We start from the raw sequence: 18,896 nt of genomic DNA on the forward strand, positions 1-18,896 counted from the left end.
TTCCTTCGTCGAGGGCCCATCTACTTCCCTCACTCGCCTTTACCCGCTGCTCGCCCCGACTTCCGCGGTCCCTCTTCCCTCAACTCGCCACGCCCCCACACCTCTTCCCGCAGCTCGCCCCCCATTCCCGCCGACCTCTTCCCGCAGCTCGCCCTCCCCATTCCCGCCGGCCTCTTCCCGCCGGCCTCTTCCCGCAGCTCGGCCCCATTCCCGTCACTCTCCATAAAGAAACCGGCCTCCACACCCCCATCCAAGCCAGCAACCCCGCACTTTCTTCATCAACCGCGACGGAAAAGCTTCAGGTCGAGAAGGAAAAGCTTCAGGTCGAGGCGGAAAAGCTTCAGATCGTGACGCGAGACACCGGCAAAGCCTAAGATCGCGACGGAAGAACCTTGGACCGCGGCGCAGCCCCACCCGCAACACCTCAGCTGGCGCGCCCGAAGCCCCGTCTCCTAGGTCGCAGCGCTCAGCCGAGGGCAGCCCGCACCGTGCGGGCCTTCGTGAATGTTTCCTCGATCTCGGCGCCGGCATCGCTCAAGCGCGTAATCGCGCCGCCCACCCCGAATCGGGCGCCGGCCTCATCGAGCACCGCCGTGCGGATCACAATGCTGAGCGACGCCGCCCCGTTCGGCGAGATCCACCCGATCGCGCCGGAGTAGACGCCACGCGGCCCTCCCTCCAAGTCGCGAAGAAGCTGCACCGTGCGAAGTTTCGGCGCACCTGTCATCGAGCCGCCGGGAAAGGCCGCCTCGATGGCGTCGAGGGCGGTGCGGCCGGGCGCGAGTCTGCCGGTAATGGTGGAGATCATCTGGTGCACCGTGGGGAAGGATTCCACCTGGTAGATGTGCGGCACCTTCACACTGCCAGCCTCACACACGCGCGAGAGGTCGTGCCGCACGAGGTCGACGATCATGAGGTTTTCGGCTCGGTCTTTGCGGCTTGCGGCGAGCTCGGCGCGCAGCCTCGCATCCTCCTCCGGCTCAGCGGAGCGCGGTGCCGTCCCCTTGATCGGGCGCGATTCAACCTCGCCTGTGGCGCTCACCTCGAGAAACCTCTCGGGCGATGCACTCGCGACGCTCCACTTTCCACACTGAAGAAACGCCCCGTAGGGAACGCGCGCCACGCGGCGCAGCCGCGCGTATACGTCGAGCGGGTAGTACTCCCCCGGCACCTGCGCCTCGTTCGTGAGGCACAGCTCGTAACTTTCGCCTTCGCTAATGAGTTCCTGGCAACGGTCAATCAAATTCGCGTATTCCGCCGCGGTGTGCCGGTAGGTGGGCGCGGGTGAGGGTCCGACGCCAGCTTCTGCCTCACCGCCCTGATCTTCCCCTTGCGCTTCTCCCGCCCCCGTGAGCACGCTGACCAGGGTTCGAGTCGTTTCAACGATCCACGAATGCTGCTCCCCCACCGTTCCGGGATGATCCGCGCCGCCGTCGAGCTCCGCGAGCGCCACGGCCCTCCCCGTGCCGCGATCGTGGTCGATCACGAGTGCGCGCGTGAGAAACACCAGGTGAGCATCGGGTTCCATGCCCTCGCGAGACTCGCGCTCGAGGCCAAGGGTTTCGGCACCGAGCCCGTAGCCGAGGTAGCCCATGTATCCGAGGGCGAAGCCACCAAGGGTCTGCGACGCGCGCCGCCCATCCTCATCGAGCCGTACAGCGTTCAGCCTCATCCGCATCGCGCTGAAGAACCCGTCCTTTGCGGGAACGCCCTCCACGCGTTCCTCCTCCGGAACTCGATAGTCGAAAAGGTGCGCCCCTGGGCCGTCGCACGCGCCCATGATCGAGAAGCGCGAACGGCGATCCTCGCTTGCCGAGTCGAGCCACACCGCCCGTTCGTGCGCTGAAAAAAGGTTGCGATAAAGTGTTTCAGCCTCTGTGAAAACATTCGTCAACGTCACCTCGCTGCCGAGCAGCAACGTGTGGGTCGCGGGCGCAGAATCGGGTGTGGAGGCGAGCGTCGGCGCTGAAAACTCTGGGCCGACGCTCGCCGCGCAAACGTCGGACCCCACCGCCGGGGGCCGGACCGAGCCCTCCCCCGCACTGCTTTCGCACTCCGCGGCCGTGGCGCGAGGACGTTGTGCGGCCCCGCCGCCGACGGCGAGAAAGGCGCGCATGAGGTCGAGGCCGCCTTCGGTGCGAATCGACTCGGGGTGGAATTGCACGCCCCACGCGTCGTACCCGCGCAGGCGTGCTGCCTGGATGACGCCGTCGGCGGTGGTACCGAGAACTTCCAGTTCAGGCGGGCAATCGTCGATCGCGAGAGAGTGGTAGCGCACGATGCGCAGCTCGCGCGGAAGGTGCACGAACACCGGGTCGTTCGCGGCAGCGCCCGTGAAGCGCACCTCATCCTCGAGGCCATGCATGGGCGTGGGCGCACGATCCACGCGCCCGCCGTGAGCGGCGGCCATGAACTGCAGGCCAAGGCAAATACCAAGCACGGGGATGCCCCGTTCGAGTGCTTCTCGATAAACGTCCGGGGAGCAGCCGAGGTCACCGGGGTTGTGGGGTGTGCCGGGGCCCGGGCCGATGATCACGTGGCTAATGCCGTCGAGGCTCGGGCGCGGCCCGCTCGCGAGGACAACTTCCGGCATATCGCCCGAGGCTTCGGCGACCAGGTGCGCAATGTTAAACGTGAACGAGTCGTGGTTATCAACGATCACAACGCTCATGCGAAACACTCCCGGAGAGGCTCGGCGCGCTCCCACAGCGCATCCTGGAAGTCTCGCGCGGCGGGGGCGAAGGGGCCGCGGGGAAGGGCGTACGTGTCGGCAATGTGCGGGGCAGGCAGGTCCGTCAGTCCGACGGTTGCCTCGCGCACACCGTGCAGGGAACTGAGCAGCCACACGGCGTCAGCTTCGAGGAGGCGCTGTTTGGTGAGGGGCGCCGCGAGGGTTTCGTGACCGCGCTCGCGCGCGATCGTCACGATCATGCGTTCGGTGATGCTCGGCAGGCGGTCGGTATCGATGCTCGTGACGAGCACGCCGTTCGACCACAGGACGACGCTCCCGTAGACAGTTTCGCTGTAGTGGATCTGAGGGGCGAGAGGGTGCGAGGTGCCGTCGGACTTGCCTGCGCTGCTCACTCCCACTGAGCGTGTGCGAAGGAGGGCATCGTTCGCGCCGTTGCCCACGGCCCATTGCCGCACGCACTCTTGCCACGCGAAATCGGGGCCCTTGAGGCGCGGATGGGTGCGCTCGTCGCTGCCGGGGTAGGCGATCAGGTGCGCGGTGGTCTCCAGGCGCTGCTCCGGGATGGGCCGCGCGTTGACGTCGGATTGGAGCGCGCCGCCAACCTGCTCGAGGGTGAGTTTTGGGAAAAACAGGCCTGCCTCTCCCCCGAGTGTGTGCGCGGCTCGTTCGTAGAGCGCCGCCACGGCGTCGTCGATCGCGCCCGGGCCCACCTCGGCGCCCCACAACTCGTGCGCCGACTCGCGCATGCGGTCCCGGTGCAGATCCGGGGCTACCGCGCGGCCGTCCCTCACGAGGAAGGAATCAACGAGTGGCACGGCAGGGCTCCTTCACAGTGATCGCGCGGGCAGGTGGGCAAGGGGGACAGCGGTATTGTTGCTGGCTGCAGTGATAAAGGTACACCCGCCCGCGCGTGTGCCACGACGGCGCGCTACTCCTCCTTCTGGGCCTGTGCTCCCTGGGGGTACTCGGTGCGCAGCCAGGCCATGAACCCCTGGGCGACACTCGCGCCGTACGGATCGTGGACGATGCCGTGATCGATTTCCTCGGCAACGATCGCCTGGGCCAGATGGTAATGCTCGCGAACAACTCCGTAATCCATGTCTTCTCTTTCGGCGATCTCTTCCTCCCCGACGAGGCAGTGCTCCCGGATGGCCGAGAGCACGCGCATGAAGTCGTCGTTGTCGCGGAGGTGGTCGTAATCAATCATTGAGGTTCCCTCTCAGTCGTCACCATATGTGGTCTAGATAACAATAAAAAATACTTCGTGGGGCGCAACCCCTTTCGCGAATCTGTTGACCCTCGCCGCACCCACGGAAAGTGACGACAGCGACTGACGTTACGATCACTTTTCGAAGAAAGTGATCGTAAGGGTGGTCACGATGAGCAGTTCCTTGGCTGTGCCAGCCGTTGAGCGTGTACCCGAGAGATGGGAAGTTCCCCACGGCGCGACCTGGCGTCGCGCCCGTGAGCGCGGCACTCATACGCCTACGCACTCGTCCAGGTTCTTGTGGGGCAGCCCGTAGTCAACACAGTTTTCGTGCGCAAAGAGCTCGGCGTCAACACCTCCGTTGCACAGCGAGCGATCACGACACTCACTGAGCTCGACATTCTTACTGAACGCACGGGGCGCAAGCGGGGGCGCGTGTGGCACTGCACGGCCATCATCGACGCTCTCGAGGACTACGAGGAGCATTCACGCCGGGCTTGAGCAACTTCGTTGTCTTCCACGATTCGGCGCCTCCCCGAGTGGCGCGCGCACCGGCGGGCACAGAAAACGGGCGACCCGGTCGAAATGACCAAGCCGCCCGTTGCTTCGTCGAGTGGGCCCTGCGGGGATCGAACCCGCGACCCGCGGATTAAAAGTCCGATGCTCTGCCAACTGAGCTAAAGGCCCCTGTTACTCGAACTACCACAGTTTAGCGGCCCCGCGCCTCGCCTCCAAGTTCGCGGGGTGCAGCTCACGCGCGAACACGGCGAGAATCAGGGAAAAATGTGAGCCCCGACCTGGCGGGGTCAAGAATGTGTCAGGAAAAAACGGCGCCGCGGTCGCGAGCGGACTCGCGTAAGGCGTGAGCGACACCCTCACTGCCGACGACAACCCGATCGCGGCGCCGATGACTACGTGACCAAACCCTTCGCGCTCGGGGAGCTCCTTGCGCGTTTGCGCGCCAACCTCCGGCGGCGAACGTCGGGCTCCCCCTCCCCCGTCGTGACCACCGCCGATGGGCGCCTCACGATCGACCTCGCCGCGAAAACCGCGACCGTGAACGGCAGGCCTGCGCGCCTCACCCCGCACGAGTGGGGCATCGTGAGCTACCTCGTGAGCCACCCCAATCAGTTCGTACGCAAGGACGAGCTGCTTGAGAGCGTGTGGGGCCCCGAATACACGAACGAGGCCGGCTACGTGCGGGTCTACATGTCGCAGATCCACCAGAAACTCGAGGAGGATTCCTCCGCCCCGCGCTGCTTCCTCACCGAGCCGGGCCTCGGCCACCGGTTCGTGCTTGGCGGCTAGCGTTAGCGTGGCAGGTAGGCGCTGCGCTGCCTCGTCCAGGTGACGAGGAGGCGTTCGCGGGCGCGGGAAGACAAAGTTGAACTGATCCTCACCAAGTCGGTGTCGTGATTCGCTCGCAACACTATCGGTCAGCTCGAAACCGTTCGCGAGCTGAAAGAGCTCGGGGTGGAGATGCGATTCGACCAAGAGAACATCTCCTCAATCAGCGCTGGCATAGAACTCGTGCTCACACTGCCGGTGTCTTTCGCGCAGGCAGAATCGGAGTAGAGCAGCCAAAACGTGCCGTGGTGCATTTGGAAAGGCTTCAAAAAGGCAAAGCGCACCGCTTCCACTTGTACGGGTACACCGACTCCGCTGACGGCACTTACATGCAGAACATCGCTGATAGCAGGATTCAACATTTGGCCGATAACAAGATGCCCGGCGAATGGGCCCGTCACATCCTGAAGAACCCGCACTACCCCGGCGACTTCTTATAAGGCCCCGTCGAAGTCGACGGCAATGTCACCGTTCAATTCCTCGACAGCAGCACCCAAGTAGTCGCCATCAAACAGTAGCCCAGTATCGACATCTAAGCGCCTGCCAGATTCTGGTGGGCGCTTGCGTATTCTTGGAACAGTGGATCTAGTGCAACTGAGAGTTCTTCAGCAAGTGGAGGACTACGTGACGCCGTTCCAGGTGGTCGAGGGATTCAATGACCGCTGGTGGCACCGCATGGCTGGACCAGTCGGCGACGACACCCTGGGTGGCAAAGAGTACATCCAGTTTCTTGCCGATAGTGTGGAAGTCGGGCGCGCTGAGGTAACAGATTGGCCGCTCTCCGATAGCTATATCGGAGTTGACTCGACAGTGCCAACCAAAGAGATCTGGTTCTTTGAAATCCGCCATGACCTTCGCCGACAGCACTACGGGGCTGAGTTTGCAAGGCATCTGATCAGCCACTACGCAGGTTACCCCTTGATCGCTTTCTCCGAAGGCGCTGACGAGTTTTGGGCAGGAATTGGCTGGCACTATTACCCGCGTAAAGACGGGGGTCCCCATTACCGCAAGCTCTTCGTTTCCCAGAAGATTCGCCCATGACCTTTACCCGCTAGGAGTGAACCAGTCAGGCGGCTAAATCGTAGTTCGCGCGCGTTTGTATCCAGCGTGGTATGAAAGTTTCGCACAACCGCTCACGATGGACACGAGACCCCAGTGCGAAGTGGTGTTGTCGAACAGCGCCGATACTCGCTATGACCAGCAATTTTGCGCCGGATAAGCAGACCGAGAACTGAGTTGCCGTGCTAGCGAGAGCGCTCCCTCGCAAGGTTCAGAGTTGCCTTTGAACCAGAGTGAACCAGTCCGGGTCTCGCGCGCAACGATGCTCTCGCGTAGTGTGACGACGTACTTTTCTGTGTAGGCTCCGAGAGGACCTGCCCGAGTGCGCGACATCGCATGCTAGTTCTCCTGATCAGAGCGTGTATGGACACCACCCAATGATTATGAGGTCCCCGTGTTGCAGTTCGATTTGCTGCAGACGGTTAAACGGAACGATGAAGTACCGGTAGGCGCATGGGTATTGCACTCGCGGTTGCGGCTTCACCGAACATTTTTGAGCTGTGGGTCCGCCGTCATAGGGCTACTGGTAGTCATCGGCGAGGTCGGAAGTGTAGAGCGACTTCGAATCGTTCGCTTGAGCGATCGCCTCGCGGACTGAGGGGCGCCCGATGTCGAGGACGCGAAGCTTCCCACCAACCTCGGCCACTGACTCGATGCGTCGGAATTCAGAACCGTAGTTCTCGGCGAACTGCGCGAGACCCTTGAGCTTCGGTAGAGCATCGGACAGGTGGGTGCCGTGGGGGTCGACGATGTCGACGACAATGCCACGGTCAGTTTCCGAGAAGAACAGGAAGTCCGGGCGGAGCGCCTTCCACGAGTGGTTGTCCTCGTAGGCAATTGCGAGGGACTCCTTCACAGGACGGTCAGGGTTGCGGTACCAGCCAATAAAACCGGCGCGGTCCCCCTCGGCTGCCAGCACCTTCTGTTCCCAGTCGTTGAGGTCTAGCGGATAAGTCCCATCCTCGGATGTGAGCAGGTGCGTCCTGCTGACAGGCAGGTCCCGCTCGGTACCGTCAGCGTCGCGTTCTTTGGTCTCAGCCTGCGCTTTCTGAGGAACTGTGAGCACAATGCGGTCTGGCGAGAGTGACATGCCTTCGAGCCGGTCATATTCGGCTTGCTGTTCGTCGGTGAGGTTTTTGCGTTCCACGCGCGTGTCGGTCAGCCATTTCCGGGCTATGCCGTCAGCTTCTTCTTCAATTGCTGTGACAATGTCGGGCACGAGGCCAAGCGCGGAGACGGTGATCTGTGCTTCGAGCAGATCGTCTTCATCGTCACCTGGCGCGAGGTGCTGCACGTAGGCACCAGCCAGCGCCGGTGAAAGGAGGCGAGCCGCGGCACGATAAGAGTCGTCCAGGGCTCGTAGATCGACAGCGGTGTCGAAGCTGGTGGATGTCCAATCACCACCACCAATCTTCCGACGCAATTCCTCTCCGGACATGGTTTCCACGTCACGGCGCGCTTTGGCAACCTGATCCTTGAACTGAACCACACGCCCATCGAGCGCCGAACAAAGCAGGTTCTCGGCTTCGGCGACGGGGTTCTCCCGGATCTTGTCCTTCGCCAGCGTTGCCGCGAGCGCGGTGAGGCGCTTGATGGGCTTTACCTTGCCCTTAGGGATCGTGAACGTTGGTAGCGAGGCGAACTTGCCCCACACCTCATCCGGGATCGCCGGGTTCGCTCTAAGATCGACAGGCTCGAACAGGACGCGACGGCCTTCCCCACCACCCGTATCGGAGTCCTTACCCGTGGCACCGCTCATGAGCATTTCTGCCACGTTCATGGCGGTCTGTTTGTCGAAAAATGGCAGCAGGCAGTCCACTGAGTTCAGCAGTTCATTGCCAGGAATCCGGCGCGCGAGCGGAGTGCGAATCATGCGCCCAAGCAACTGGGTGATGTGCGTGGGGTCCGATGCCGGGCGGAACGAGACCAGTACCTCGGCACGTGGGCAGTCCCAGCCCGTCGAGATCGCGGTCTTGGCAAGTAGCACACGACACCAGGTCTGGTCTTGGACGCGCTGCGGCTCGAGGTAGGGCACCTTATAACCGGCGACGCTGAGGTCTTGGTGCTCGCCGAACACATTTGCCACACTATCCTCGGGCAGTTCCGGCCAGGCTTTGAAAATCGTGGTCAGCGTTCGTGACAAGTCTTCGTCAGTGGGTTTGTCACCGAGTTGTACGACAAGTAGAGGCTCGACTGGCTCCAAATCCCCCTGAGCGTCAGCGTATGCACGCCAGGCCTTGCTGGATGCGCGGAGCTTTTCGACAGCGCGGGTGAGCAGCACAGTATCAAAGGTGCCGGATTCAGCAGGGATCGACAGCACAATGTCGTCCTTCAACAAACCGGACGCCTGCACGAGGGCGGAGTCAACCTCCACTGAGGGGAGGGCAATTCGGTTCTGCGCGCCCTTCATCGCCTCTTCAAACCGCTCCACAGTTGCGGAAATACCGAGAACGATCGGGATCGCAGGGGTCTTGCCGTGGCCATTGATAAGACGCTGGACGATCGTGGTGCGGTCCTTTACCGGCTGCATTCCACGGTGTGCCTCGTCAAGCACCATGTACAACGTGAGGTCCTCGTGGTTGATCGTGTTGGCAAGCACGTCGTAGATGCTGGTCTGCAACAGGTCCGGAGTAAGGGTGTCGATTCCCTCGCCGTCGTCCACATGGCGATCAGCGCGTACCAATCGGGAGTTTTTCGACAGCTTTTGCGTGTTAAGAAAGTACACATTGCCAGGTTTGAGCGACGTCTCCGAAAACGAAGACTCAATCACACGCAGGCGTGACGCCAGCTCAGAAGATGCTGCCTGGATACGAGCGCGTGACTGCTCGTTGAGTGCGGGATCGTCGGAGAACCACAGCACCACCGCGCCCGGATCGGGCGGGAAGTCAAACTCGTCAGAACCGAAGAACAACGCCTCGATAACGCCAGCGGCCATCACGGTCTTACCGGCCCCCGTCGCAGCAGACAGGGAAAACTGGGACACATCGCCATATCGAATGTGCATATCGCGGGCACGCGAGAGATTCCCGAGCACCTTGTCGACGGCGTCGGCCTGGTAGTCCTTGAGTGAGTAACGCATCAGGCACGCCCCCTATTGATCTCGAAATTCTGCAAATACGACGAGTACAGCCGCACTGGTTCCACACCCTCGGGAAGCTTCCGGCAGGCCATCTGGAATACCGCGTCGTCTTCAGTCACAAAAAACACCGTCCGCACACCAGAAGCTCCTGCCAGAGCTTCGAAGAACTCAGCAGATTCATTGAAGTTTTCCAACACCGCATACACCTCGGAGACATTCCAGCCCCGAACGCCGAGCGAGGTGATGATCCGTCCCTGCGAACCCGCGCGGAGCCACAATATCGGTGCGACTCGTTCAAATGCGCGATGATGTCGCACAGATAAAGGCGACTCGTAAGTCAGCGTGAAGAACGCGGCATTCTCCTCGAAACCATCAGCCATCGGGAACTCGTCCGTGAACTTGTAGCCACCCTTAATCGGCTCCCCGTTGGGCGTCTTGCCCGTGATTGCAGCGGTCACGCGAGGCTTCGTAATGTAGTCACAGATGCCCAGCGCCTCCCACTCAGGATCACCCGGACGTAGGCCTTGCTTGCGGAGCTTCTTCTGCTCATCAGCGCTCACCTCGTTGTTCGTCACCGAGATGCACTGACGACGACCGCCGTCCTGCTTGTTCAAGCGCATCACGGCGTGAGCAGTGGTGCCCGAACCAGAGAAGAAGTCGAGGATTAATGCTTCGCTCTTATCTTTAGTGAAAAAGCGCAGCGCATCTTCTACGGCATAGAGAGACTTGGGAAATGGAAATCGCCGCCCGTCCAGAATGTTGGTCAGCAGTTTTGTTCCGCCCTGCTCCGGACTGTGCGAGCCCACCCTCCACTGAGTTCCGGTGACGAAGGTAGATCGATAACCCGTCTCGTCTACGATGATCGAGCCATCTTTCCTTTGACCCAAAATGGGAAAGAGACCACGCTCAACTTTATCAATATTCCCCTTCTTCAAATATGTTACAGCTGTCTCCGAACCACGCCACCTCCCAAGCCTGAGATACCCTTTCGAAAGTAGCGCCTGCGCGTTCCGTGAACTTATTTGCCAGTTCCCTTCAGAGCCATCCTTGCGAATCGGCCAGATTGCACAACATCCATCAGGAACGCCCCTAAACTCTCTTCGGTTGCCAAAAAAAGGCTTCCCGACCGAATGAAAAATCCCCTCCCCGTCTTCCTCGTAAACGAATATAGGATAAAATTGATTCGGACTATCTTCACGCTGGGTATTACTTCCAGAACGCATAAGTCCATCCCAACGAAGCTTTTCAGCACGCTTGTCGCGCGTCACCCTCCACTCAGCCGGCAGTGGCAAATCGAGCGGGGCCGACTTTCCAACAAACACGAAAAATATATACTCGTCGGTGCGCCTGAACGCTGCCTGACGTGCAGCACCACTCGGATTGATGACACTAGAAATCATCTGGGTGCGCGCCTCCGGAAAAGTCTGCTCTAACAGCAGCCCGAGACGAAGATATTCTTTCTCATCGATTGTGCAGATAAGTACCGAATCGTCTGGGTTGAGAAGTTCTTTGGCAACGAGGAGACGTCGTTCCATCATGGCGAGCCATTTGGAATGGCGGTAGGCGTCGTCCCCTTCGACGTAGTCATTGTTGTACTTCCAGTCCTTCGCACCGGTGTTGTACGGAGGGTCGATGTAGATCGCGTCGACCTTACCCCGGTGGGTGTAGGTCAGCATCTCGAGGGCATGGAAGTTTTCTGCGTTGATGACGGTGTGGAACGGCTTATCGCCGCCGCGCTCGAGGCGGCCGGTCTCGACGAGCCCTGGGAAGATGCCGTCCTTGAACTCAGCGACAACGACCAGGTCGTCGACAACTACGTCGCGCTGTTCCGGCTCCTCCGCGTACATCTCCACCAGGTGCGCGAACCTGCCGTCTTCTTCACGGGCGATGTGATCGACGAGCCACAGCCGGTTATCACCTATGGCCGCAGAGCCGCGTGGTTCGAGAACGCGTACCTTGCTACCGCGTTTGGGTGTGACACCGGGGAGTTCGACGGCTTCTGGCTGGTGGCGTTCAAAAACGAGTCCGAAGTTACGCCGACTGGTGAGAGCTCGAATCTCGCTCTCGAGGTCGGCCCCGAGCTGTGGATCTACTGCGTGGAGTTGACGCATGAGGTCAGTGAGTCGCGACATTCGCGTTCTCCTCGTCGGTTGTGGCCCTAACAGTCGAAATGTTTTGCATTATGTTCCCTGGTACTTGCTTTGTTCTCTAATTGTGTCGCTTTGCTTGAGTGTGCGCCAGTAATGAATCTCGAACTGCCTGGGTGTGTGTTGCTTCAGCACTTCGCCAGACGCGTGCCGCTACATCGCCGCAACGTCTGCTTGGGATTCTAAAGTCCCCTACCCCGTGGTGCTCTCACGTGGGCGTTCTGGGTCCCCGCTTAAAACACCCACCCTCCTAGCGGAGCTGGGAACGAACGTATTTTCACTACGCACTTTTGGAAAGGACCCCGTCATACTCCACACACAGCCGGAAGGCGAGATTTACGTGAGGAGGCCGCGGTCAGAGATATCAACCAGCGAGATTAAGGCGCAAGCTCGAGCAAGCGCGGACAACGAGGGGGAATCTAGTGAAGCGCAGCGCTAGTTTCTGCACGCGGGCGATTCTTGATGGAAGATAGCTGGCCGGTAGATCTCCGGTGTGGTTGTGCGGTTACAACACAGAGGTGCCGAGCCCATGCGGGCTCGGCGCCTTTGTAGTCTTTCTGCCCATACGGGCACCTTCGCGGTGACTCCGCGGTAAGTGGTGAGTCGAAGAGGTTAGCGCGGTCGGCGGCTCTCGGCAGAGCCCACCGTGCCGCTCACATCCGTCGGGTGGTCGAGGTACCAGTAGGCAACGCTCGCGATGTCGTCATTGCGCTCGAACAAGCCGTTGTCCCAGTCGCCAATCATCTGCTGCGTGACGCGCAAATCCTCAGCGAAGTAGATCGGATCAAGAAGGTGCCAGCGATACATATCGAAGTGCGGAGGCATGCCGTGCTCGTAGTTCGAGAACTTCGAGCGGTCCTTGACGTCGACGCGCGTGAAACCGAATGAGTGGCTCGAGTAGGTCTGAGGGATCGGTTCTGGATCCTTCCGCAAAGCATCCTGGAATGCCCAGGAGCCACCCACATAATCTTCAAGGCCCGTGCTCGTGAGGGTGGGCCATTTCTCGTCTCCGTCGATGAAGAACTTGAGCTCGCCCTCGCCCCACCAGTAACGCTCAAGCGAAGTCAGGGTGAAGAAAGAACCGAGGTAAACGCCGCTGCCCTTAATGTTTTCGAGAACGACGTGGTCATTGCCCTTCCCCAGATCGCCATTGCTCCTGCGCCACTGCGCATGGAAGTAGCCCGCCGAATCATCAAGCTCGTCGCCCAGTGTGCAATCCACCTGGTAGAAGAAGCCTTCGATGACATCCGGATGCTGGCTTTCGATGACGATCCGGGCGTGCGAACGGAACGGCATAGCGATAAATGAGTTGAACCCGGAGTTGGGCGCCACCACAATTGGGAGGGACTCCACGCGACTGGAAATAGCACCACCGCAGCAAAAGAAGTCCCCAAGGGGCGCCACGACCGAAGGCGATTCCTCGCCATCCCAATACATTTTCACGAGGAGATTGCGGTACACGAAGGGGTTCGCCTTGGTCACCGCATTACACGTGATCCAGATATGCCGCACAACACCGGGGCCCTTAACGTCGACGAGGACGAACTCCTCCCCCGGCTTGAGGTCTACGCACGGCGATCCCTTGCGGGCAACACCGAGATGCGATGCGGCCTGCGCGGCCTTTCCCTTCTCACCGCGAGGATTCTCCGCGTTGAAGGTCCGGGTCACAACGCCCGACTTCATGTCTGTGGGGTCGAAAATATTCAGCACTTTTGCTCCTTCTACTTCACAGCGCCGGCGGTCACGCCGTTGCTCAAGGTTTTCTGGAAAATAAGGAAGAACACGATGGTGGGCAGCAGGGAGAGGAACGAACCGGCGTTCACGACGGTCATATCCACCGTGTATTGACCGCGAAGTGTCGCGAGCGCGATCGGAATCGTTTGCGCATCCTGGCTATTCAAAAGCACAACCGGGATATAGAACTCGTTCCATGTCCAAATGAAGAAGAACACCATCAAGACAGCAAGCGTCGGGCGAATCACCGGAACGACAACCGTCCACAGAATTCTCCAGCGGCTCGCGCCATCAACACGTGCGGCTTCGAGAAGCTCACGCGGGAACGTTCCGAGCACCCCTGCGAGCAGGTAGGTGCCGAATGCTCCCTGCAGCACGATGAAGATGATGATGACTGACCAAATCGTGTTGAGAGTGCCCGTTGCTTGCGCGATGTAGAACAGCGGGTAAATGAGCGCTTCTTGCGGAATCATGGTCCCGAGGAGAAGAACCGCAAGAACACCGGTGCGCATTTTGATCCTGCCGATACCGATCGCATAGGCAGCGAGCATCGAAATCAACACACCAACAACGGCAACGACGACCGAGATCACGATTGAATTCGTGAGGGCTTTCGGAAAGTCGATGATGTCGAGGTAACTCTGAAGCGGCCCTAGATCAAACTTTTCCGGCAACGCCAAGGGGCCCCTCGTGGAGTAGTCCGCCGGGCTCTTGAAAGCATTGAGCACAACCAAAAGGAACGGCGAAAGAACGAGCAGGGCGCCGGCGCATGTCGCGATAAGCATGAGCAAGGATCCGGGTCTCACGCGCTCCCACAGCGTCCCTCGCTCCCGCTTCTGAATTTTGACGTCTCTCAACGGGTCTTTAGTCACCGAATCACGCATCTTCGCTCCTCCTTTGAACCCACAGCATGACGAGTGCAACCACGAGGATCACCGCCGCCATCACTGTGGCGATAGTCGCGCCGTATCCCACACGAGAGAGCTCGAAGAAGTTGCGGTAGGCGTAGTAGCTCGGCACTACCGTCGATCCCTCGGGCCCGCCTCCGGTCAGGATGAGGATGGGCGCGAAGACCTTGAGAGCGGCGACGGTCGCCGTCAGGGTCACGATGAAAATTTCGGGCCGGATCTCCGGGATGGTGATTTTCCGAAGTTGCTGAAACCATGAAGCACCGTCAAGGTCTGCCGCCTCATAGAGAGACGGATCGACTCGCCCGAGCGCCGCCATGAAGATGACGAGTGGGTATCCGAGCTGCAACCACACGAGCATGAGCATGACCGTGACGATCGCGACCTTCGGGTCACCGAGCCAATCCGGCGGATTGGAGATCCCCACGCTGCGAAGGACCGCGTTCACCGCACCCGCATCCGTATTCATCACCCAGCTCCAAATAAAGCCGGCAACGGCAATGGGGAGGATCTGCGGAAGGTAGTAGCATCCGCGCAAGAAGCTTGCGATGCGAGCTCCGTATCGCGGGGCCACGAGGTTGAAGAGGATCGCGGCGAGGAGAAGACCCAGAAGTGTGGGAACGACGACGATCGCCACGATCATCAAGAGCGAGTTCTTGAACGACATCCAAAAGGCATCGTCCTGGAACAAGGTGGTGTAGTTCTCGAGCCCTACCCAATTCATCTGCGCGGCTCCGCCTCGCCAGTCAAAGAGACTGATGAAGAGGTTTCCGAACAGTGGGATTAAGACGATGACCGAAAAGCCGATTGTCATCGGCAACAAGTACGGCCAATACCGTTCCTTGTGCCGAGCGTTGTGACGATCCCGGTCTCTAGGCCGAGCTCGACCCTCCACGCTTATTGCACTCATCGCGGTCACTTCCCAGTGCCTGCGTCATAGAAGTCCTGAAGAGCCTTGATGAAATCGTCCGCGGTCTCGTTCCCGTTCGACATCGCCTGCATGTGTTCCTGGATGAAGTCGAGGAACCCGATCACCGGGTAGTCGGGGTAGTACGACAGCACATCGCCGTCCATGAGCTCAACGAAGCGCTCGGTGTACTCGCGTGTGCGTTCATCACTGATCGTGGAAGGGTCACCTGCAATCGGCAGGCCGCCAAGTTCGCCGATCACATTTTGTACTTCGTCCGAGAGCGTGATCTCGATCCACTCGTACGCGAGCTCCTTGTTCTTCGCGCGGTCCGGAACGCCCCACAGGTGGCCCGACGAGCCCATCACAAGGTTTGCTCCGGGGAAGGTTGCGTAGCCCCAATTGAAGTCTGCTTCACTCACTGCTCGGTGGAAAACGCCGTGGTTCCACACAACCATCGCGGCCTTGCCGCTGAGGAAGTTCACCGTCGCTTGCTCGAAGTTGAGGCCCGCGATGTCCTTGCCGACGTACCCTCGCTCGATCCATGACTGGAAACGCTTGGTACCCTCTGCCCACGGGCCGGAGGTGAAGTCCACGGGATTCTTCACAAACATGAAGTCATCGATTTCGTCGCGTGTCGCGATTGCCGACACGAGCGAGTACCACACCCACATTTGGTTGAATCCTTGGCTCGTTGCCGCCGAGCTTGCAATTGGGGTGACCCCAGCTGCCATGAGCTTGTCCATCCCGGTCTCGAGCGCGTCGAGATCACTAAAGTCTGGTTCTACCCCGTGCTCCTTGAGCAGGTCCTCGTTGTAGAACAGCGTGACGTACTCGCCGATGTTAGGAATTCCGTACCAATCGCCCGAGCCAGCCATGCCGTTCTCGTACAATGCGAACGAACGCATGGAGGGACCGACCTTGTCGTCCCAACCGCGCTTGCTGACTTCATCAGTGAGGTTGGTGAGCAGGCCTTGCATGGCGAGCTGGCCACCGTCGGCATTTCCCTTGTTGAACTCGATGACATCGGGAACGTCATTGCCCGAGAGCGTAATTTTTGCGTTCTGGCGCACGGCGTCGAAGCTCGTTTGCTCGAAGCTCACCGTCACGTCAGGGTGCTTCTCCTTGAAGATTTCGAGCGCCTTCTTCCACCCTTGGCCTTGAGCCGAGGTCGGATCCTCGTACTGGAGGATCTTGAGCGACTTGCCGTCGCCCTCGCCCGACGACCCACATGCGGTGAGGCCCGTGGCGAGCACCGGCGCGGCGGCGGCGATGCCGAGAGCGCCAAGAGTCTGACGTCGCGTGATTTTCATTTTCTTACCTTTCACTTGATGCGGTTCATTCCGCAGTGGTGGAAACGGAGTTTCGAGAAATTAGAGGGCAGGGGACCTTGATGCGAGACGGTTCGGTCGGTCCGTGGTCGATCAATTGCACGAGCTGGCGTACTGCCTCGGCGCTCATGCGAGGGTGGGGAAGTTCGACGGCCGTCAGGCGTGGCTCAAAGAATTCGGACGTGTATTGCACGTTGTCGAATCCCACAATGCTGAGATCATTCGGGATTGAAAGGCCCATGGCGTGGGCTGCGCGCGCGACGCCAAAAGCTGTTCGGTCGGAGAAGCAGAAAAGGGCTGTGGGGCGTTCCTCAGCACTTCCACTGAGCAGCTCCTTAGCTGCCATTTCGCCAGCAGAAATCGAAGGGTCTAGCGCATTGATCACGAGGGCTGAGTTCTCGTCTTCGAAAAACTCCCGCATCGCTTTGCGGTAGCCCTCCTCACGCAGATGGCGAGCGATGTACTTTTCCTCGTCGACTCCGATGTAGCCGATGCGGGAGTGGCCCGCATCGATGAGGTGCTTTGTCGCGTCATAGGCGCCCTGAACTTCGTCGGCGATAACCTCCGTCACGACGGGTGTGAGTCCAGAACTGACACAGTCGAGGAAAACAAAGGGCACACCGTGCGGAACCTCAGGTATCTGGCGCCTGCGAAAGTAGTCCGCGGCGAAGATGATGCCGTCCACATCGCGCTGAAGGGCCGTGCGAATCGCGTCCTGCTCGGCGTTCGGCCCCTCAAGGACGGGGATCGTCACGAGGATGTACCCGGCCTCCGTCGCCGCTGATTGCGCGCCCAACACGAGGCCGGGAAGGAAGAGGTCATCAGCGCTCGTGTGACTGATAAGGGCAATCGCGTGGCTCTTATTGAGCTTGAGTCCGATCGCATGGAGGTTGGGCGTGTACCCCATGTCCATGGCCGCTGTGCGAATACGCTCGGCGAGTTCTGGGTTCACTCTCCCCTGATCCTTGCGATTCAGGGCAAGCGAGACCGTCGAGACTGATACACCGAGCTGCTCGGCGATGTCTCGCATACGCACCATTGCCGCCACTTCCTTTGCGCCGTTACCGTGGGTCAATCGATTTACTCGTGACGTTAGAGACGTCAAACGGTTGACGCAACGACGAATCTGAAGAATTTTGTTATGGGCTCCCCGTTACGGCTTGGCTCGTCTTTCGGCGACTAGGATCGGGACTGTTGTCCAGTAAGGGCAGCGCCAACTGCCAGGCTGCACCGATCGCGAAGGAGGACGCCCATGGCACGTCGCTGGTCCGTCCCGCCTGCGCGCGAGCGCGGCGAGGTTTTACTTGCGAGTGGTCCAAGCGGCGTTTTCCATTGCATTTACAGCTTTCCCTCCGCGATTGCCGCGGTTCTCTTTGGAGGGTTTGCCACGTTTCTCATTCTCGATCCCGGGAAAGCCACGCAAGCGGCGCTCATCATCGGGACGATCTTTCTGGCGGGCCTTGCCTTCTTTCTTCTCGCGGGGTTCGTGTGGTGCACGCGCTTTGGGGTGTGGGCTACGCGACGCGGTGTGCTCGTTCGCTACATTCCGGGTCGAACGACGTTCCTCCCGTGGACAGCGATCACCGCTTTCGAACCTGGGATGCACGATGGAGTGGAGTTGCGATCCCTGACTGCACGCATGGTCGATGGCACGAGCACCATGGTCCCTATTCTCTACAGAACAGACGGGCGACGGAACTTTCTCTCCTCGACAATCACGCCTGAAGGCGCCCGCTACGTGGGCTCCGACGTGAACCCCGCGGTCGTGCTGCCCCAACTGCTTGACCTGCATCGCCAGGGGCGGCTCGGGGCATAACCCAAGCCCGGACTTCGATTTCCCTCTGCGACAGCGTCACGCCTGCACCGGTCGCCTGCCATACTTGAGACAGATCCCCGCCACAAAGGAGCACGCCCATGGCATCACGCTGGCCCATCCCACCTGCCAAAGAGCGCGGCGATATTCTCCTTTCGTCCGGCCCCGGCGCTATCTACCGCTGGATCTACGGCGGAGTATGCGCGTTTTTCGCCGTGCTTATCGCGGTCGCACTCGTGATGATTAACCTCTTCCCCCACGACACTTCGGGTACGGAGCGCGCCGTGCAAGCGGTCGTCTTTGGCGGCCTCATCTTGTTTCTCATGTTCGGATTTCTGCTTTTCACCACGCAGGGCGTGTGGGCCACGCGAGAAGGCATTCTCATGCGCTCGTTGCCGAGCACAGGAAAGTTCCTCCCCTGGGGTGAAATCAATTCACTCGAGCCTGGCAGGCCCATCGGCAGGAGGCTTCGCACTCTCATCGCGCACACGTCAAGCGGTGAGAGCCTCAGAGTCCCCGTTTACTACAGGTGGGGAACGTCGAGCGTGAGATTCAGTGCGAAGCTCACACCCGAAGGTGCCCGCCTCGCGGGGCCCGACAACAACCCCGCGGTGGTCCTCCCCCAGTTGCTTGAGCTGCACCGGCAGAACCGGCTCGGTGCGCAACTCTAGA

16 protein-coding genes, 1 tRNA gene and 1 pseudogene are annotated in these 18,896 nt (G+C 60.2%); 6 read left to right on the forward strand and 12 right to left on the reverse strand.

What is annotated here, in order from left to right:
* Positions 1 to 466: 466 nt before the first annotated feature.
* From pabB to M3B90_RS01860, 3 genes are all read right to left on the reverse strand, one after another.
* Positions 467 to 2,671 (reverse strand): aminodeoxychorismate synthase component I, encoded by a 2,205-nt coding sequence (gene pabB / locus M3B90_RS01850; protein WP_259888359.1) that lies wholly within the window; start codon positions 2,669 to 2,671, stop codon positions 467 to 469.
* Positions 2,668 to 3,507, reverse strand: coding sequence for an aminotransferase class IV (locus M3B90_RS01855; RefSeq protein ID WP_259888360.1), 840 nt, complete (start codon positions 3,505 to 3,507; stop codon positions 2,668 to 2,670). Before M3B90_RS01855 ends, pabB begins: the two co-directional genes overlap by 4 nt.
* A gap of 113 nt (positions 3,508 to 3,620) precedes the next feature.
* Positions 3,621 to 3,899 carry a hypothetical protein gene (locus M3B90_RS01860; protein WP_259888361.1) on the reverse strand — a complete coding sequence of 93 codons (279 nt, stop codon included), beginning with the start codon at positions 3,897 to 3,899 and terminating at the stop codon, positions 3,621 to 3,623.
* A 294-nt stretch (positions 3,900 to 4,193) separates the two neighbouring features.
* On the opposite strand from M3B90_RS01860, the pseudogene M3B90_RS01865 reads away from it, so the two are divergent.
* Positions 4,194 to 4,400 (forward strand): annotated as a pseudogene (locus M3B90_RS01865) (Fic family protein); the annotation flags it as partial.
* Positions 4,401 to 4,513: 113 nt separating this feature from the next.
* On the opposite strand, the gene M3B90_RS01870 reads toward M3B90_RS01865, so the two are convergent.
* A tRNA-Lys gene (locus tag M3B90_RS01870) sits at positions 4,514 to 4,586 on the reverse strand.
* Between the two features lie 228 nt (positions 4,587 to 4,814).
* On the opposite strand from M3B90_RS01870, the gene M3B90_RS01875 reads away from it, so the two are divergent.
* Positions 4,815 to 5,207 carry a winged helix-turn-helix domain-containing protein gene (locus M3B90_RS01875; protein ID WP_259888362.1) on the forward strand — a complete coding sequence of 131 codons (393 nt, stop codon included), beginning with the start codon at positions 4,815 to 4,817 and terminating at the stop codon, positions 5,205 to 5,207.
* A gap of 128 nt (positions 5,208 to 5,335) precedes the next feature.
* Here M3B90_RS01875 and M3B90_RS01880 read toward each other — a convergent pair whose 3' ends face one another.
* The gene (locus M3B90_RS01880) at positions 5,336 to 5,665 is read right to left on the reverse strand and encodes a hypothetical protein (RefSeq protein ID WP_259888363.1); all 330 of its coding nucleotides are present in this window, start codon (positions 5,663 to 5,665) and stop codon (positions 5,336 to 5,338) included.
* A gap of 205 nt (positions 5,666 to 5,870) precedes the next feature.
* Between M3B90_RS01880 and M3B90_RS01885 the strand changes: the two genes are divergently transcribed.
* A complete protein-coding gene (locus tag M3B90_RS01885) occupies positions 5,871 to 6,287 on the forward strand; it encodes a GCN5 family acetyltransferase (protein ID WP_259888364.1) in 417 nt (138 codons plus the stop codon).
* A 538-nt stretch (positions 6,288 to 6,825) separates the two neighbouring features.
* On the opposite strand, the gene M3B90_RS01890 is transcribed toward M3B90_RS01885, so the two are convergent.
* Both M3B90_RS01890 and M3B90_RS01895 read right to left on the reverse strand, forming a co-directional pair.
* Positions 6,826 to 9,384, reverse strand: a complete 2,559-nt coding sequence (locus M3B90_RS01890) for a DEAD/DEAH box helicase (protein ID WP_259888365.1) — start codon at positions 9,382 to 9,384, stop codon at positions 6,826 to 6,828.
* Positions 9,384 to 11,060 carry a site-specific DNA-methyltransferase gene (locus tag M3B90_RS01895; protein ID WP_259888366.1) on the reverse strand — a complete coding sequence of 559 codons (1,677 nt, stop codon included), beginning with the start codon at positions 11,058 to 11,060 and terminating at the stop codon, positions 9,384 to 9,386. Before M3B90_RS01895 ends, M3B90_RS01890 begins: the two co-directional genes overlap by 1 nt.
* 9 nt (positions 11,061 to 11,069) lie before the next feature.
* On the opposite strand from M3B90_RS01895, the gene M3B90_RS01900 reads away from it, so the two are divergent.
* Positions 11,070 to 11,546, forward strand: a complete 477-nt coding sequence (locus M3B90_RS01900; protein WP_259888367.1) for a hypothetical protein — start codon at positions 11,070 to 11,072, stop codon at positions 11,544 to 11,546.
* A 597-nt stretch (positions 11,547 to 12,143) separates the two neighbouring features.
* Here M3B90_RS01900 and M3B90_RS01905 read toward each other — a convergent pair.
* The 5 genes from M3B90_RS01905 to M3B90_RS01925 form a co-directional block, all read right to left on the reverse strand.
* Positions 12,144 to 13,241: a glycoside hydrolase family 172 protein gene (locus tag M3B90_RS01905; RefSeq protein ID WP_259888368.1), complete on the reverse strand. Its 1,098-nt coding sequence runs from the start codon at positions 13,239 to 13,241 to the stop codon at positions 12,144 to 12,146.
* An 11-nt stretch (positions 13,242 to 13,252) separates the two neighbouring features.
* Positions 13,253 to 14,149, reverse strand: a complete 897-nt coding sequence (locus M3B90_RS01910) for a carbohydrate ABC transporter permease (protein ID WP_259888369.1) — start codon at positions 14,147 to 14,149, stop codon at positions 13,253 to 13,255.
* Positions 14,142 to 14,987 (reverse strand): carbohydrate ABC transporter permease, encoded by an 846-nt coding sequence (locus M3B90_RS01915; protein ID WP_259888370.1) that lies wholly within the window; start codon positions 14,985 to 14,987, stop codon positions 14,142 to 14,144. Before M3B90_RS01915 ends, M3B90_RS01910 begins: the two co-directional genes overlap by 8 nt.
* Positions 14,988 to 15,088: 101 nt before the next feature.
* Positions 15,089 to 16,393 carry an ABC transporter substrate-binding protein gene (locus M3B90_RS01920; RefSeq protein ID WP_259888371.1) on the reverse strand — a complete coding sequence of 435 codons (1,305 nt, stop codon included), beginning with the start codon at positions 16,391 to 16,393 and terminating at the stop codon, positions 15,089 to 15,091.
* A gap of 25 nt (positions 16,394 to 16,418) precedes the next feature.
* Entirely contained in the window at positions 16,419 to 17,486 is a 1,068-nt protein-coding gene (locus M3B90_RS01925) for a LacI family DNA-binding transcriptional regulator (protein WP_259888372.1), read from the reverse strand.
* A 177-nt stretch (positions 17,487 to 17,663) separates the two neighbouring features.
* Between M3B90_RS01925 and M3B90_RS01930 the strand changes: the two genes are divergently transcribed.
* Both M3B90_RS01930 and M3B90_RS01935 read left to right on the forward strand, forming a co-directional pair.
* Positions 17,664 to 18,227: a hypothetical protein gene (locus M3B90_RS01930; protein WP_259888373.1), complete on the forward strand. Its 564-nt coding sequence runs from the start codon at positions 17,664 to 17,666 to the stop codon at positions 18,225 to 18,227.
* Positions 18,228 to 18,325: 98 nt separating this feature from the next.
* Positions 18,326 to 18,895 (forward strand): hypothetical protein, encoded by a 570-nt coding sequence (locus tag M3B90_RS01935; RefSeq protein WP_259888374.1) that lies wholly within the window; start codon positions 18,326 to 18,328, stop codon positions 18,893 to 18,895.
* Position 18,896 lies beyond the last annotated feature (1 nt).

It is taken from the genome of Dermabacter sp. p3-SID358, assembly GCF_025147465.1.
In the GTDB taxonomy this organism is placed as follows: Bacteria; Actinomycetota; Actinomycetes; order Actinomycetales; family Dermabacteraceae; genus Dermabacter.